The sequence below is a fragment of the Mesorhizobium sp. M7A.F.Ca.US.011.01.1.1 genome (genome assembly GCF_003998295.1).
Lineage (GTDB): Bacteria > Pseudomonadota > Alphaproteobacteria > Rhizobiales > Rhizobiaceae > Mesorhizobium.
In genome coordinates, this window is sequence record NZ_RZRT01000017.1 from 1 (window position 1) to 14,201 (window position 14,201).

The window sequence follows — 14,201 nt, forward strand, 5'->3', positions numbered from 1 at the left end:
TTCAGGTTGATGGTTCACCGGTGGGAAGGGACCGAGCCATGCCACGGCCTGTCCTCGAAAGGACGACCAGGATCCCCTCGGTCTCCTTCCCACTTCAGACATAGCATGGGAACAACACACAGGATCCTAGGGTCTCCGCGACGGAGCTTCGCTCCTGCTTCGCCCGTGGATGACGAAGGTGGGTGCCTTGGGTCAATCCCGAATGCCTCTGCGATCCATCGAGACGAACCATGACAACCTGGCTGCTGACAGGCCGCTAACCACCCTGTGGGGCCTGGGCTAGCTGACCTCCGTTACCACCCGATCCATCGGGATATCGTGCGGCTGCGGATAGATGGTCGCGATGCGCTGCAATTCGTAGCCGACGCCGATGACCAGCGGCTTGAACGGCATCGCTGCCAGCGTACGGTCGAAGAAACCGCCGCCATAACCCAGGCGGTAATTCTGGGGATCGATGCCGACGATCGGCGAGATGACGATGTCCGGCAGCACCGGATCGCCCTCGGCCGGGATCGGGATGTTCCAGACACCTTTCTCCAGCCGGTCGCCCGCTTTGTAGACGCGGAAGATCAGCGGCTGCCCCTTCTCGATGACGATGGGCAGGGCGGTGCGGCCGCCGCGTTCGTTTGTGGACGCCATCCAAGGCCGCAAATCCGGCTCGCCACGAAACGGCCAATAGAGACTGACCATGCGCCCGGCGATCTCGCCGATGATCGCGTCGAGACCTTCGGCGATGCGTTGCGACATCACCGCTCGCGCGTCGGCCGAAACAGCAAGGCGCGCGGCGATCAGGCGTTCGCGCTCGGCTTTGCGCCAGCGTCTCACATCGGTCCAGTCGCTCGAAGGCGCACGGAATTGCGGATCGAGTTCGTGCATGAAACAGGGCGGCGAAGAATATTGCGCCGGAGCATCGTCGTCACGATCGTTGGCCATGCCTCACCTCATCGCGTGTTGGATGACGCTATACCTCGCGATACGATACAACATGTGCATTCACGACATGCAACGACGAGTCTCGGGTACTGTCCATCTGTTGTTGCATTGCACAAAAATAGCTACATCCAGGACAGGCAATCTTGCTATCGGGGTGAACGAAATGAACGAAGCCAGGCATCATGTCGTCGTTGTCGGCGCGGGTTTCGGCGGCCTCGAGTTCACCCGTGCACTTGCTGGCGCGCCGGTCCGTATCACCATGATCGACAAGCGCAACCATCACCTTTTCCAGCCGCTGCTCTACCAGGTGGCGACGACGGCGCTGGCCACCTCCGAAATTGCCTGGCCGATCCGCCACCTCCTGCGCAAGCGCAAGGATGTGACGACGCTGCTCGCCAATGTCACCGGTGTCGACCGCGCCGGCAAGCGCGTGCTGCTCGATGACGGCAGCGCGGTCGCCTACGACACGCTGGTGCTCGCCACCGGTGCCCGCCACGCCTATTTCGGCCATGACGAATGGGAGCCTTTCGCGCCTGGCCTGAAGACGCTGGAGGACGCCACCACGATTCGCAGGCGCATTCTTCTGGCCTTCGAGCAGGCCGAGCGGGAGACCGATCCCGCCAAACGCCAGGCGTTGCTGACCATTGCGATCGTCGGCGGCGGACCGACCGGCGTCGAGCTTGCCGGCACCATCGTCGAGTTGGCCCATGACACGCTGCGCGGCGAATTCCGCAACATCGACACGCGGCAGACGCGCGTGGTGCTGATCGAGGCCGGCGACCGCATTCTGGCCAATTTCGCACCGAAACTTTCCGACTATGCCAGCAAAGCGCTCGAGCGGCTCGGCGTGACGGTCGAGCTCGGCCGGGCCGTCACGCGCTGCGACGCCGAAGGTGTTGTGTTTGGCGATAAGCAACTGGCCGCCCGAACGATCCTGTGGGCAGCCGGCGTTGCCGCTTCGCCAGCCGCTGAATGGCTGGGAGCGAAGGCGGACCGCGCGGGCAGGGTGCTGGTCGAGCCTGACCTCAGCGTGCCCGGCAGCCCGGAGATATTTGTCATCGGCGACGCCGCTCATGTGCTGCGGCCGGACGGGCGGCCGGTTCCCGGCGTCGCGCCTTCCGCCAAGCAGGAGGGCCGACATGTTGCGGCCACCATCAAGGCCAGGCTCGGCGGCGACACGACCGCGCGTCCTTTCCACTACAGGCATGCCGGCGATCTGGCGACGATCGGCAAACGCGCCGCGGTGATCGATTTCGGCTGGCTCAAGCTGACTGGCTGGGCGGCATGGTGGCTGTGGGGAGTGGCCCACATCTATTTCCTGATCGGCTTTCGCAACCGGCTTGCGGTTTCGCTGAGCTGGCTATGGATCTACGCGACGGGGCAACGTAGCGCGCGGCTGATCACCCAAGGCGAGGACGACAAGGGCTGATTTCCTCACCCCGGATCGTTCATCCGCACGTCATCTGTTGCTGGTCGAGTGGCGGCTTCATGCGCGCGACTTGTTGAATGGACTTAAGCAGGTTTCAGAGCGAAGTTCGCTTCGGGGCAGGGCTTGTCAGGTTGTCGAGGAGAAAACATGTCGCAACTGCTTCATCCCGTATCCCGCCGCGATCTCCTTGCGGGCGCGGCCGCCACTGGGGCGCTGATCATGCTGCATCCGTTCTCAGCCAGGGCTCAAGGTAACCAGGCGCATCTCCGGATCATGGAGACCACCGACATCCATGTGAACGTGCTGCCTTACGACTACTACGCCGACAAAGCGAACGAGACGCTGGGCCTGTCGCGCACGGCGTCTCTCATCGACGCAGTGCGCAAGGAAGCCAGCAATTCGATGCTGATCGACAATGGCGACCTGCTGCAGGGCAATCCGATGGGCGACTACATCGCCTATGAGAAGGGACTGAAGGACGGCGACCTGCATCCGATCATGAAAGGCATGAACCTGCTCGGCTACGAGTGCTCGACGCTCGGCAACCACGAATTCAACTACGGCCTGTCGTTCCTGGACAAGGTGCTGGCCGGCGCCAATTTTCCCTTCGTCTGCGCCAATTTGATCCGCGGCACTGAGCTTGCCGCGAACCCGCGCGACGACAAGCTCTACCTCAAGCCCTATGTCATCCTCGACAAGAAGATCAAGGACGGTTCGGGCGCCGAGCAGCCGATCAGGATCGGCATCATCGGCTTCGTGCCGCCGCAGATCATGGTCTGGGATCTCAAGAACCTCGAAGGCAGCGTCAAGACGCGCGACATCGTCGAGGCGGCCAAGGCCTGGGTGCCGCAGATGAAGGAGGAGGGCGCCGACATCGTCATTGCGCTCTCGCATTCCGGCATCGACGTGAAGCAGGGCGAGATGATGGAAAACGCCTCGTTCTTCGTCGCCGGTGTCGACGGCATCGACGCGGTGTTCACCGGTCACCAGCATCTGGTGTTTCCCGGCAAGAAGGATTTCCAGTCGCTCGATGGTGTCGACACGCAAAAAGGCACGCTGCAGGGCAAACCCGCCGTCATGGGTGGCTTCTGGGGCTCGCATATGGGGCTGATCGACCTGATGCTGGAACGCGACGGGTCGAAATGGAAGGTCGTTTCAGCCACTTCCGAGGCGCGGCCGATCTTCGAACGCGTCGACAACAAGAACAAACCGACTGTCCCGGACGACAAGCGCATCATCGCGGCCCTCGAACAGGACCACCAGGCGACGCTGGCCTATGTGCGCCGTCCTGTCGGCAAGACCTCCGCGCCGCTCTATTCCTATTTCGCGCTGGTCGCCGACGACCCGTCGGTGCAGGTCGTCAGCCAGGCGCAGACCTGGTACCTCAAAGACATTCTCAAGAACACGCAATGGAAGGATGTGCCGCTGCTGTCGGCGGCCGCTCCCTTCAAGGCCGGCGGGCGCAACGGCGCCGACTACTATACCGACGTACCGGCAGGCGACATCGCCATCAAGAACGTTGCCGACCTCTATCTCTATCCCAACACGGTGCGGGCGGTGGAAATCACCGGTGCGCAGGTCAAGGAATGGCTGGAAATGTCGGCCGGCATCTTCAACCGGATCGAGCCTGATAAGGCCGACCAGGCCCTCATCAACACCGATTTTCCGTCCTACAATTTCGACGTCATCGACGGCGTCACCTACAAGATCGACCTGTCGCAGCCGTCGAAATACGATGCCAAGGGCGGGCTGACCAACGCTGGCGCCAATCGCATTGTGGACCTGAGTTTCGATGGAAAACCAATTGATCCCAAACAGAAATTCGTCATCGCGACCAACAATTACCGGGCTGGTGGCGGCGGCAATTTCCCCGACATCAATGCCTCGAAGATCATCTATGAAGCGCCGGACACCAATCGCGACGTCATCGTTCGCTACATCGTCAGCGAGGGCACGATCAACCCGTCGGCGGACGACAACTGGTCGTTCGCACCGCTGCCTGGAGCCAGCGCCGTGTTCGAAACCGGCCCCAAGGCCAAGGATTTCATTGCGCAGGTGAAATCGCTGAAGATCGAACCGGCGGGTGAGGGCGAGGCAGGATTTGCGAAATACCGCATCCTGCTTTGAAGGGTGACGGCGACCGCGCGGCCATGTCGAGATCGTGCTCGACATCGCTTGGTCAGCGGCATGAAAATCGAAGAGCGTGTCGATTTACGCCTTGTAGACCACCTGGCGCACGTCGATGTAGCTGGCGCGGAAGCCGGCTTCGCAATAGTGCAGGTAGAACTCCCAGAGCTTCTTGAAGCGGTCGTCGAAGCCGAGCGGAACGATCTTCTCCCATGACGCCCGGAACCGGTGGCGCCATTCTGCCAACGTGCGCGCGTAGTCGTCGGGAAAGACGCGCTCGCGCAGGTGGGCGAGGCCATGATCCTTGCCCAGTGCCTTCAGGATCGACGGTGTCGGCAGCATGCCGCCCGGGAAGACATAGCGCTGGATGAAATCCGGCCTTGCGCGATAGGTGTCGTAGGCGGCTTCGTTGATGGTGATGATCTGCAGGCCGGCAGTGCCGCCAGGCCTCAGACAGGCCTTCATCTTGCCGAAAAACACCGGCCAGTATTTTTCCCCGACCGCCTCGAACATCTCGATCGAGGCGATGCGGTCATAGGTGCCGGTTTCGTCGCGATAATCCTGCAGCTTGATGTCGACCTTGTCGGCAAGGCCAGCCTTGGCGATGCGAACCGTGGCAAAATCGTGCTGCTCGCGGCTGATCGTCAGCCCGGTCACGCGGCAGCCGATCTCGCGCGCCGCGAATTCGGCGAAGCCACCCCAGCCGCAGCCGATTTCCAGCACATGGTCCTTCGGACCGATCCCTGTATCCTTCGCCAGAGCGCGATATTTGGCGGCCTGGGCGCCTTCCAGGTCGTTGGCACCGGTCGTGTAGAGCGCCGAAGAATAGGTCATGCTCGGATCGAGCCATTCCTTGTAGAAGGCGTTGCCAAGGTCGTAATGCGCCGAGATATTGCGTTTCGAACCGGTGCGCGTGTTCTGGTTGAACCAGTGGCGGATGCGCTGGACGGTGTTGATCAGCCAACTGGTGCCGCCCGCGATACGCTCGCCGATGACCGAATTGACCACGAACAGCTCCAGGAAGCTGGTCACATCAGGGCTTTCCCAATCGCCGTCCATATAGGATTCGGCAACGCCGATTGTGCCGCCGGAAAAGGCGCGGCCCGGCAAGCGCCAATTCTTCAACACCAGTTCGGCATCTGGGCCAGGTCCCTTGCCGCCGACGAGGACGGCGCGGCCGTCCGGCAGCCTGACCTTGAGCGAACCGCGCGGCAGGTTCATCGCCGCCGATAGCACCATGCGCGCTTTCGCTGGAAGACCTTTCACGATCTCCGCGAAATTGAATTCATCGAGCCTGACCGCGTCGCTCAATGCTACGCCAAAATGTTCCTTTTGCGCCATCTCATGCCCCTGGATTTCCGCGGTGTCGGCGCAAATTGCCGGGCCACGGTTCTCTTGGATCATTCGCCAGCTTCGAACGCCGCCGCGACCGGTTCGTCGGCGAGCGGGCTCGAATGAAGTGCGCGCCCCCTACCAGAGCTTCAGCGCTTCCCGGTGAATCCGTGCGACAATCTTCCACGTCATGCGGGGAAACTTCAAGGGGCAGGCTGCAACCGGGGCTGTGCCAAGCAGATTGCTCGCGCCGGCGGGCATCTGTGCCTTTGGACAGCCAAGGCGCAGCGCGTCAAAAAACGCCTATGGCCGCAGAATTCCTTGTGCGATAGATTTAGCCATGCGTTATGTAATCGTCATTGCCGCCATCGCGTTTTTCCTGATCTGGGATGGCATGTACAATCAGGGCCGGTATCTCGACACCACGGTGAGAGAACTTAGCCGCATTGTGCGATATGCTACCGGCAAGGTTTAGCTCCGGCGGCTGCAGCCGCGACATCCTTGTCGATTGACGCCAACGTCCTGCCGTCACAAAAGACCCCAGCACTTTGATCGAGGAGGCGGGGTTGATCCGGCATATCGTTTTCTTCAGCGCGCGGCGAAAAGAGGATGTCGAGGCTGTGCGCACCGGCTTGCTGGCGCTCGGCGACATTCCTCATTCCAGCCTTTTCGAGGTCACCTTGAACACCAAGGTCGATCCACTGTCCGATGAGGTCGACGTGGTCGTCTATGCGGAGTTCGCCGACGACGCCGCGCTGGCCGCCTACAAGGCGCACCCGCTCTATGCGCAGACCACCAGCAAGGTCAAACCGATGCGCGAACTGCGCTATTCCGCCGATGTCGTTGCCGGAAGCTGATGCCTTGTCCAGGTGGTGCCTTTTTCGAAGTCCGGTGAACTGACGTGGGCGAACTGGCCGGGATTGCGATCAAGTCTTGAACCGATTTGCGGAATGATGCACATCGCGCCTGCATGACCCAAACCGCAGCCGCAGGCACTCATCCGCTCGATCACCTGGTGCTGCCGACGCAGAGCCTTGAGGTTGCGCGAGCCCGGCTCACCGCGCTTGGCTTCGTCGTGGCCCCGACCGGCATCCATCCCTTCGGAACGGAAAACTGCTGTGTTTTCCTGGCCGACGGCACGTATCTCGAACCGCTCGCGGTCGGCGACGAACAGGTGGCGACAAAGGCTATCGCAGACGGCAATGTCTTCGTCACGCGTGATCGCGCCTATCGCGACAGCAACAGCGACGAGGGGTTTTCCGCCATTGTTCTAGGCACGGGCAATGCCGATGCCGACCATGCACGCTATGTCGATGCCGGCATCTCGGCGGGAGACATGCTGGGTTTTTCGCGCGCCTTCACCGACCCGGCCGGCAAAAGCGACATCGCATCGTTCAAGCTCGCCTTCGCGGCCGGAGCCGAAGCCACGGACGCCTTCCTGTTTGCCTGCGAGCGCGTCAACGCGCCTGATGTCGACCGCACGGCTTTGCATGCCCACGCCAACGGCGCGACCGGAATTGTCGAGATCTTGGCGGTCAGCGATGCGCCTGGAAAGCAGCATGGGCTGATTTCCGTGGCGGTGGATGATGCGGCCGCCGACAGGCAGGGCGGCATGTTTCCCTTGCCGAATGCAGATTTGAGCGTGCTTGACCGGGCGGCTTTCACCGCGCGCTTTGGCCTGCCGGCCGGTGCGCCGACAGACCTACGCTTCGCAGCGGTGGTCTTTTCGGTTCGGAACGCCGATGTGACATCGAGGCTGCTTGCAGCCTATTCCGTCCAACACGATATAGCGGGCAATGATATCGTCGTGCGGTCCGCACCCGGACAGGGCGCGGCTTTCATCTTCCGGGAGATCCCATGAGCAAGCCGCAAGCGTCCAATTCGATGGCGCCCAATTCGTCTGTAACCGTCGGCAATGTCGTCTTCGACAACAAGGCGGCGCTTTCGCTGATCGCCGGCCCTTGCCAGTTTGAATCGCGCCAGCATGCCTTCGACATGGCCGGCGCGCTGAAGGAGTTGACCGGCAAGCTCGGCATAGGCCTCGTCTACAAGACCAGCTACGACAAGGCCAACCGCACCTCGCTGTCGGCGACGCGCGGTGCCGGTATGGACGCAGCCCTTCCCGTCTTCGACGAGTTGCGCAAGGAATTTTCGCTCCCCGTGCTGACCGATGTCCATACCGAGGAGCAGTGCGCGATCGTCGCGCCGCATGTCGATGTCCTGCAGATTCCGGCTTTCCTATCGCGCCAGACGGACATGCTGGTCGCCGCCGCGAAAACCGGCAAGGTGATCAATGTGAAGAAGGGGCAGTTCCTCGCCCCCTGGGACATGAAGAACGTCGTCGCCAAGATCACCGGATCCGGCAATGCCAATGTGCTGACCACCGAGCGCGGCGCGTCCTTCGGCTACAACACGCTGGTGTCCGACATGCGCGCTCTGCCTGTCATGGCCGAAATCGGCGCGCCGGTGATCTTCGATGCTACGCATTCGGTGCAGCAACCGGGCGGGCAGGGCGGTTCCTCGGGCGGCGAGCGCCGCTTTGTCGAGACGCTGGCCCGCGCGGCAGTCGCTGTCGGCGTTGCCGGCGTGTTCATCGAGACCCATCAGGATCCCGACAATTCGACCTCTTCCGACGGCCCGAACATGCTCCCGTTGAAGGACATGCCGGCCCTGCTCGAGCGGCTGATGGCATTCGACCGCATCGCCAAGGGCCTCTAAGGGCGGACGCATACTCCGCCGACTGCCGGCGCTTGTGGAAGGCACGAGCCGGCTATACGCTTGGCTGGCAAATGAGCGTTTTGGCAGGAGGAAGCCATGTCCGTCGCCCGCGTCACCGAAATCACATCCTCGTCGAACAAGAGCTTTCAGGACGCCATCGAACAGGGAATTGCGCGCGCATCCAAAACCCTGAAGAACGTCGAGGGCGCCTGGATCCAGGACCAGAAGATCGTCGTCCAAGACGGCAAGATTGTTGCTTATCGCGTCAATATGAAGGTTACCTTCATCCTCGCGGAGTGAACGGTCGACGCCGAAAAAGTCGGGAACCTTCGCCCGCGCCCCTCATTGTCCAAGTATGGTTCGAAACCACAATGAGGAGCACAATCATGGCAACCCAGACAGGTCACACCCAAGCCATCGCCGCTTCGCGGGTCATCGGCACATCGGTCTACAATACCGAAGGCACGAGCATCGGCAGCATCGAGGATGTGATGCTTGACAAGATGACGAACGGCATCATGTTCGCGGTCATCGGTTTTGGCGGCTTCCTCGGTATCGGCGAGAAATATCACGCCATTCCGTGGGCAAGCCTCGACTACGATGAGGACAAAGGCGGGTATGTCGTGCCCTTTTCCAAGGAACAACTCAGGGCGGCACCTGCCTATTCGATCAACGAATTGACCGGGGCGGATGGCGAGGCGGCGCGCGACGAATCCTACAATTATTACAAAGTCACGCCTTACTGGCATTAACAGCAACGACAAAGCGGCCCCGCCGAGAGGCGGGGCCGCTTTGGATTCTGGCTTATTCGCTGACGTGTAAGGGGGCCATCGCCTTGGGCGGCGACTGCTGATTGTCGCACGACGTCAGGAATGCCGCCGCGATCAGGAACAGACTCACGATACCACTCAACTGGGACATGGCGAAACTCCTCCTGTTTCGCCCCGCGCCCCCGCACCATAGCCACAAGCTGGCCTGCCGTACATGACTTATGATGACAGCGATTTGCGCTTCGTGAATCGTTCGGAGGCTGATGCCGCGGCAATAATTGCCAGCCGGCCGATTGCCTTTTGCAGCACTTTGGCTAAGACGTGCGGCATTCTTCAGATCAATCGAGGACATCGCAAATGACCGCCATCATCGACATTGTCGGGCGTGAAATCCTGGACAGCCGTGGAAATCCGACCGTCGAGGTCGATGTCATTCTCGAAGATGGCTCGATGGGCCGCGCGGCGGTGCCATCGGGTGCTTCGACCGGCGCCCACGAGGCCGTCGAACTGCGCGACGGCGGTGCCCGCTATCTCGGCAAGGGTGTGCTCAGGGCCGTCGAAGCGGTGAACGGCGAACTGTTCGAGGCGATCGGCGGCATGGAAGCCGAAAACCAGATCCATATCGACCAGACCATGATCGAGCTTGACGGCACGCCCAACAAGAGCCGGCTTGGCGCCAACGCCATTCTCGGTGTGTCGCTGGCGGTGGCCAAGGCGGCCGCTGATGCCGCCGGCCTGCCGCTGTACCGTTATGTCGGTGGTACCAAGGTGCATCTCCTGCCGGTACCGATGATGAACATCATCAATGGTGGCGCGCATGCCGACAACCCGATCGACTTCCAGGAATTCATGATCCTGCCGATCGGCGCGCCGACGCTGCGCGAAGGTGTACGCTGGGGTTCGGAAATCTTCCATACGCTGCGCAAGAAGCTGAAGGATGCCGGCCACAACACCAATGTCGGCGACGAGGGCGGCTTTGCCCCGAACCTGAAAAGCGCCCCGGTGGCGCTCGATTTCATCATGGAATCGATCGAGCAGGCCGGCTTCAAGCCGGGCGACGAGATCGCGCTCGGCCTCGATTGCGCCGCGACCGAGTTCTTCAAGGACGGCAACTACGTTTATGAGGGCGAGAAGAAGACACGCGATCCCAAGGCCCAGGCCAAATACCTGGCCAAGCTTGCCGCCGACTATCCGATCATCTCGATCGAGGACGGCTTGGCCGAGGACGACTGGGAAGGCTGGAAGTACCTGACCGACCTGATCGGCAAGAAGACGCAGCTGGTCGGCGACGATTTGTTCGTTACCAACACTGCAAGGCTGCGCGACGGCATCCGCATGGGCGTTGCCAATTCGATCCTGGTCAAGGTCAACCAGATCGGCTCGCTGACGGAAACGCTCGACGCCGTCGAGACCGCGCACAAGGCCGGCTACACCGCCGTCATGTCGCACCGCTCGGGCGAAACCGAGGATTCGATCATTGCCGATCTCGCCGTCGCCACCAATTGCGGACAGATCAAGACCGGCTCGCTGTCGCGCTCGGACCGCATGGCCAAGTACAATCAGCTGATCCGCATCGAGGAAGAACTCGGCAAGCAGGCAAGCTATGCCGGTAAGTCGGTGGTCAAGGGCTGATCCGGAACGCCGGCTCATCGATACCGGACAAAAGGGCGGGAGCATTCCCGCCCTTTTTCGTTTCGGCGCCGCCAAACCGGTCACCCGTAACCGTCCGTTAAGCACAATCGGGCGAAAAAGATCGTGAGCCGCCTGAGTTCGCGGCCAAGAGCCGGATGATTTCAGGTCCGTTCGACCTGAAATCTGAATCCGACTCTAAATCAAAGAGATAGAGCATGATGTCGTCCGAAAACCGCTTCACACTTTTCGGCATCACGCTCTAGAGGAATCGGGCGATGTGGACGCGTCAGCACAAGCAGAGAAACACCGGCCGGCTGATCATTCCCTCGCTTTGCGTGGTGTTCCTGGCCTATTTCGGCTTTCATGCCTATCACGGCGAATTCGGCATCTATTCGAAATATCAGCTGGAAGCCCAGACGGTTGCGCTGCAAGGCCAGCTCGATGCGATCAAGGCGCGCCGCATGGAACTCGAGCGCCGCGTTCGGCTGATGCATGAAGGCACGCTCGAGAAGGACATGCTCGATGAGCAGGCACGCAAGGCGCTCAATCTGTCCCAAGCCGATGAAATCACCATTATGTTACCGACCTTGGTGAAATAACTGATTTCCAGTTAATCGCCAATATTTTCAACGATTTTAATTGCTTAGGCGCATGCCAGCTATGCAAATTCGGCATGGCGCAACGCTTTGACGCGTGTTAGCCTCCCTAAAATCGGTGGGGAGGAGCTGATCTCCCCAGAGCAGATTTCATTCTGCTCTAATGTCCACAAAGAGACGCCAACAGGGAGTGATGCATGGCCACCGCCGCCAGAAAAGCGCCTGCCAAATCCAAATCCGACGGCAAATCGGGGCTTTCCGCTCCCAAGCCTGTCGAATTCACCAAGGACGAAGAGCTTGCCGCCTACCGGCACATGCTGCTCATCCGCCGCTTCGAGGAAAAGGCCGGCCAGCTTTACGGCATGGGTTTCATCGGCGGATTCTGCCACCTCTATATCGGCCAGGAAGCGGTCGTCACCGGCATGAAGATGGCGCTGATCGACGGTGACCAGATGATCACCGCATATCGCGACCACGGCCACATGCTGGCGATGGAACTGTCGCCGCGCGGCGTCATGGCCGAGTTGACCGGGCGTCGGGGCGGCCTGTCCCGGGGCAAGGGCGGCTCCATGCACATGTTCTCCAAGGAAAAGCACTTTTACGGCGGCCACGGCATCGTCGGTGCGCAGGTGTCTCTTGGTACTGGTCTCGCCTTTGCCAACCGCTACCGCGACAACAACAATGTCTCGCTGACCTATTTCGGCGACGGCGCGGCCAACCAGGGCCAGGTCTATGAAAGCTTCAACATGGCCTCGCTGTGGAAGCTGCCGGTGATCTACATCATCGAGAATAACCGCTATGCGATGGGCACCTCGGTGTCGCGCTCTTCGGCGGAAACCAACTTTTCGCATCGTGGCGCTTCGTTCAAGATCCCAGGCATCCAGGTCGACGGCATGGACGTGCGCGCTGTCAAGGCTGCCGGCGACCAGGCGACCGAATGGTGCCGCGCCGGCAACGGGCCGATCATTCTCGAAATGCAGACCTACCGCTACCGCGGTCACTCGATGTCCGATCCGGCAAAATACCGCTCCAAGGAAGAAGTGCAGAAGATGCGCTCGGACCATGACCCGATCGAGCAGGTCAAGGCACGGCTGATGCAAAAGAAGTGGGCGACCGAGGACGAGCTCAAGACCATCGACAAGGAGGTCCGCGACATCGTCGCCGACGCCGCCGAATTTGCCCAGAACGACGCGGAGCCGGATCCGTCCGAGCTCTGGACCGATATCGTATTGTAACGGGAGGGCAAGGACATGCCGATCGAAATTCTCATGCCCGCTCTCTCGCCGACCATGGAAGAGGGCAATCTTTCCAAGTGGTTGAAGAACGAGGGCGACAAGGTCGTCGCCGGCGACGTTATCGCCGAGATCGAGACCGACAAGGCGACGATGGAAGTCGAAGCTGTTGACGAAGGCACGCTGGGCAAGATCCTGATCGCCGCCGGTACCGAAGGCGTCAAGGTCAACACACCGATCGCTGTGCTCCTACAGGACGGCGAAAGTGCCGGGGATATCGGCAAGGCCGCGGCGCCCGCCAAGGCGGAAGCGCCTGCAAAGGCAGAGGCTCCGGCGGCCGCAGAGGATAAGGCGGAGGCCGCAAAGCCGGCTGCGCCCGTGGCTGCTGCTCCGAAGACGGAAATCGCCGCCGATCCGGACATTCCGGCCGGCACGGAAATGGTCTCGACCACGGTGCGCGAAGCGCTGCGCGATGCGATGGCCGAGGAAATGCGCCGCGACGGCGATGTCTTCGTCATGGGCGAGGAGGTTGCCGAATACCAGGGCGCCTACAAGATCACGCAAGGCCTGCTGCAGGAATTCGGGCCGCGGCGCGTCGTCGACACGCCGATCACCGAGCATGGCTTTGCCGGCGTTGGCGTGGGTGCGGCGATGGCCGGCCTGAAGCCGATCGTCGAGTTCATGACCTTCAACTTCGCCATGCAGGCGATCGACCAGATCATCAACTCGGCCGCCAAGACGCTCTATATGTCCGGCGGCCAGATGGGTGCGCCGATCGTGTTCCGTGGACCGAACGGTGCCGCCGCACGCGTCGCTGCCCAGCACTCGCAGTGCTATGCCGCCTGGTACAGCCACATTCCGGGCCTGAAAGTGGTGATGCCCTACACCGCCGCCGACGCCAAAGGCTTGCTGAAGGCAGCGATCCGCGATCCGAACCCGATCATCTTCCTCGAGAACGAGATCCTTTACGGTCAGTCCTTCGACGTACCGAAGCTCGACGATTTCGTGCTGCCGATCGGCAAGGCGCGCATCCATAAATCAGGCAAGGACGTCACCATCGTCTCCTTCGGCATCGGCATGACCTATGCGGTCAAGGCTGAAGCGGAACTGCGTGGCCTTGGCATCGATGCCGAGATCATCGACTTGCGCACGATCCGGCCGCTCGATCTCGACACCATCATCGCCTCGGTCAAGAAGACCAACCGCCTGGTGGTGGTGGAGGAAGGTTATCCGCAGAACTCGGTCGGCGACCATATCGCCAACCAGGTGTCGCAGCGCGCCTTCGACTTTCTGGACGCGCCTGTGATCACCATTGCCGGCAAGGACGTGCCGATGCCTTATGCGGCCAACCTCGAGAAGCTGGCGTTGCCGAATGTCGGCGAAGTCATCGAGGCGGTCAAAGCCGTCACGTATCGCTGAACCGGGCGGGAGG

At 61.2% G+C, this 14,201-nt stretch carries 14 protein-coding genes; 12 read left to right on the forward strand and 2 right to left on the reverse strand.

Annotation, left to right across the window (positions count from 1 at the left end; all coding sequences use genetic code 11):
* Positions 1 to 279: 279 nt before the first annotated feature.
* Positions 280 to 933, reverse strand: coding sequence for a 5-formyltetrahydrofolate cyclo-ligase (locus tag EOA13_RS17435; RefSeq protein WP_127294407.1), 654 nt, complete (start codon positions 931 to 933; stop codon positions 280 to 282).
* 163 nt (positions 934 to 1,096) lie between these two features.
* On the opposite strand from EOA13_RS17435, the gene EOA13_RS17440 reads away from it, so the two are divergent.
* The gene (locus EOA13_RS17440; protein WP_127294409.1) at positions 1,097 to 2,362 is read left to right on the forward strand and encodes an NAD(P)/FAD-dependent oxidoreductase; all 1,266 of its coding nucleotides are present in this window, start codon (positions 1,097 to 1,099) and stop codon (positions 2,360 to 2,362) included.
* Positions 2,363 to 2,509: 147 nt separating this feature from the next.
* Entirely contained in the window at positions 2,510 to 4,489 is a 1,980-nt protein-coding gene (locus EOA13_RS17445; protein ID WP_127294411.1) for a bifunctional 2',3'-cyclic-nucleotide 2'-phosphodiesterase/3'-nucleotidase, read from the forward strand.
* Positions 4,490 to 4,573: 84 nt separating this feature from the next.
* Here EOA13_RS17445 and EOA13_RS17450 read toward each other — a convergent pair whose 3' ends face one another.
* On the reverse strand, positions 4,574 to 5,830 hold the full coding sequence (locus tag EOA13_RS17450; protein WP_127294584.1) for a cyclopropane-fatty-acyl-phospholipid synthase family protein: 1,257 nt from the start codon (positions 5,828 to 5,830) through the stop codon (positions 4,574 to 4,576).
* A 331-nt stretch (positions 5,831 to 6,161) separates the two neighbouring features.
* Between EOA13_RS17450 and EOA13_RS39395 the strand changes: the two genes are divergently transcribed.
* From EOA13_RS39395 to EOA13_RS17500, 10 genes are all read left to right on the forward strand, one after another.
* Entirely contained in the window at positions 6,162 to 6,296 is a 135-nt protein-coding gene (locus tag EOA13_RS39395; RefSeq protein ID WP_023812051.1) for a hypothetical protein, read from the forward strand.
* A gap of 91 nt (positions 6,297 to 6,387) precedes the next feature.
* Positions 6,388 to 6,678 carry a Dabb family protein gene (locus EOA13_RS17455; protein ID WP_023812050.1) on the forward strand — a complete coding sequence of 97 codons (291 nt, stop codon included), beginning with the start codon at positions 6,388 to 6,390 and terminating at the stop codon, positions 6,676 to 6,678.
* 113 nt (positions 6,679 to 6,791) lie between these two features.
* Positions 6,792 to 7,682 carry a VOC family protein gene (locus EOA13_RS17460; RefSeq protein WP_127294413.1) on the forward strand — a complete coding sequence of 297 codons (891 nt, stop codon included), beginning with the start codon at positions 6,792 to 6,794 and terminating at the stop codon, positions 7,680 to 7,682.
* Entirely contained in the window at positions 7,679 to 8,539 is an 861-nt protein-coding gene (gene kdsA / locus EOA13_RS17465; protein ID WP_127294415.1) for a 3-deoxy-8-phosphooctulonate synthase, read from the forward strand. Before EOA13_RS17460 ends, kdsA begins: the two co-directional genes overlap by 4 nt.
* A 96-nt stretch (positions 8,540 to 8,635) precedes the next feature.
* On the forward strand, positions 8,636 to 8,839 hold the full coding sequence (locus tag EOA13_RS17470; RefSeq protein ID WP_127294417.1) for a dodecin family protein: 204 nt from the start codon (positions 8,636 to 8,638) through the stop codon (positions 8,837 to 8,839).
* Between the two features lie 86 nt (positions 8,840 to 8,925).
* The gene (locus tag EOA13_RS17475) at positions 8,926 to 9,291 is read left to right on the forward strand and encodes a PRC-barrel domain-containing protein (RefSeq protein WP_127294419.1); all 366 of its coding nucleotides are present in this window, start codon (positions 8,926 to 8,928) and stop codon (positions 9,289 to 9,291) included.
* 375 nt (positions 9,292 to 9,666) lie between these two features.
* A complete protein-coding gene (eno, locus tag EOA13_RS17485) occupies positions 9,667 to 10,941 on the forward strand; it encodes a phosphopyruvate hydratase (protein ID WP_127294421.1) in 1,275 nt (424 codons plus the stop codon).
* Positions 10,942 to 11,216: 275 nt separating this feature from the next.
* The gene (locus EOA13_RS17490) at positions 11,217 to 11,540 is read left to right on the forward strand and encodes a septum formation initiator family protein (protein WP_127294423.1); all 324 of its coding nucleotides are present in this window, start codon (positions 11,217 to 11,219) and stop codon (positions 11,538 to 11,540) included.
* A 194-nt stretch (positions 11,541 to 11,734) separates the two neighbouring features.
* Positions 11,735 to 12,772: a pyruvate dehydrogenase (acetyl-transferring) E1 component subunit alpha gene (pdhA, locus tag EOA13_RS17495; protein ID WP_127294425.1), complete on the forward strand. Its 1,038-nt coding sequence runs from the start codon at positions 11,735 to 11,737 to the stop codon at positions 12,770 to 12,772.
* A gap of 15 nt (positions 12,773 to 12,787) precedes the next feature.
* Complete coding sequence (locus EOA13_RS17500; RefSeq protein ID WP_127294427.1) at positions 12,788 to 14,188, forward strand: pyruvate dehydrogenase complex E1 component subunit beta; 1,401 nt, start codon at positions 12,788 to 12,790, stop codon at positions 14,186 to 14,188.
* The last annotated feature ends 13 nt before the right edge of the window (positions 14,189 to 14,201 follow it).

Bases quoted from the DNA above. Each gene is read 5' to 3' on its own strand.
- EOA13_RS17435 (WP_127294407.1), bottom strand. From the start codon at position 933: ATGGCCAACGATCGTGACGACGATGCTCCGGCGCAATATTCTTCGCCG.
- EOA13_RS17440 (WP_127294409.1), top strand. From the start codon at position 1,097: ATGAACGAAGCCAGGCATCATGTCGTCGTTGTCGGCGCGGGTTTCGGC.
- EOA13_RS17445 (WP_127294411.1), top strand. From the start codon at position 2,510: ATGTCGCAACTGCTTCATCCCGTATCCCGCCGCGATCTCCTTGCGGGC.
- EOA13_RS17450 (WP_127294584.1), bottom strand. From the start codon at position 5,830: ATGGCGCAAAAGGAACATTTTGGCGTAGCATTGAGCGACGCGGTCAGG.
- EOA13_RS39395 (WP_023812051.1), top strand. From the start codon at position 6,162: ATGCGTTATGTAATCGTCATTGCCGCCATCGCGTTTTTCCTGATCTGG.
- EOA13_RS17460 (WP_127294413.1), top strand. From the start codon at position 6,792: ATGACCCAAACCGCAGCCGCAGGCACTCATCCGCTCGATCACCTGGTG.
- kdsA (WP_127294415.1), top strand. From the start codon at position 7,679: ATGAGCAAGCCGCAAGCGTCCAATTCGATGGCGCCCAATTCGTCTGTA.
- EOA13_RS17470 (WP_127294417.1), top strand. From the start codon at position 8,636: ATGTCCGTCGCCCGCGTCACCGAAATCACATCCTCGTCGAACAAGAGC.
- EOA13_RS17475 (WP_127294419.1), top strand. From the start codon at position 8,926: ATGGCAACCCAGACAGGTCACACCCAAGCCATCGCCGCTTCGCGGGTC.
- eno (WP_127294421.1), top strand. From the start codon at position 9,667: ATGACCGCCATCATCGACATTGTCGGGCGTGAAATCCTGGACAGCCGT.
- EOA13_RS17490 (WP_127294423.1), top strand. From the start codon at position 11,217: ATGTGGACGCGTCAGCACAAGCAGAGAAACACCGGCCGGCTGATCATT.
- pdhA (WP_127294425.1), top strand. From the start codon at position 11,735: ATGGCCACCGCCGCCAGAAAAGCGCCTGCCAAATCCAAATCCGACGGC.
- EOA13_RS17500 (WP_127294427.1), top strand. From the start codon at position 12,788: ATGCCGATCGAAATTCTCATGCCCGCTCTCTCGCCGACCATGGAAGAG.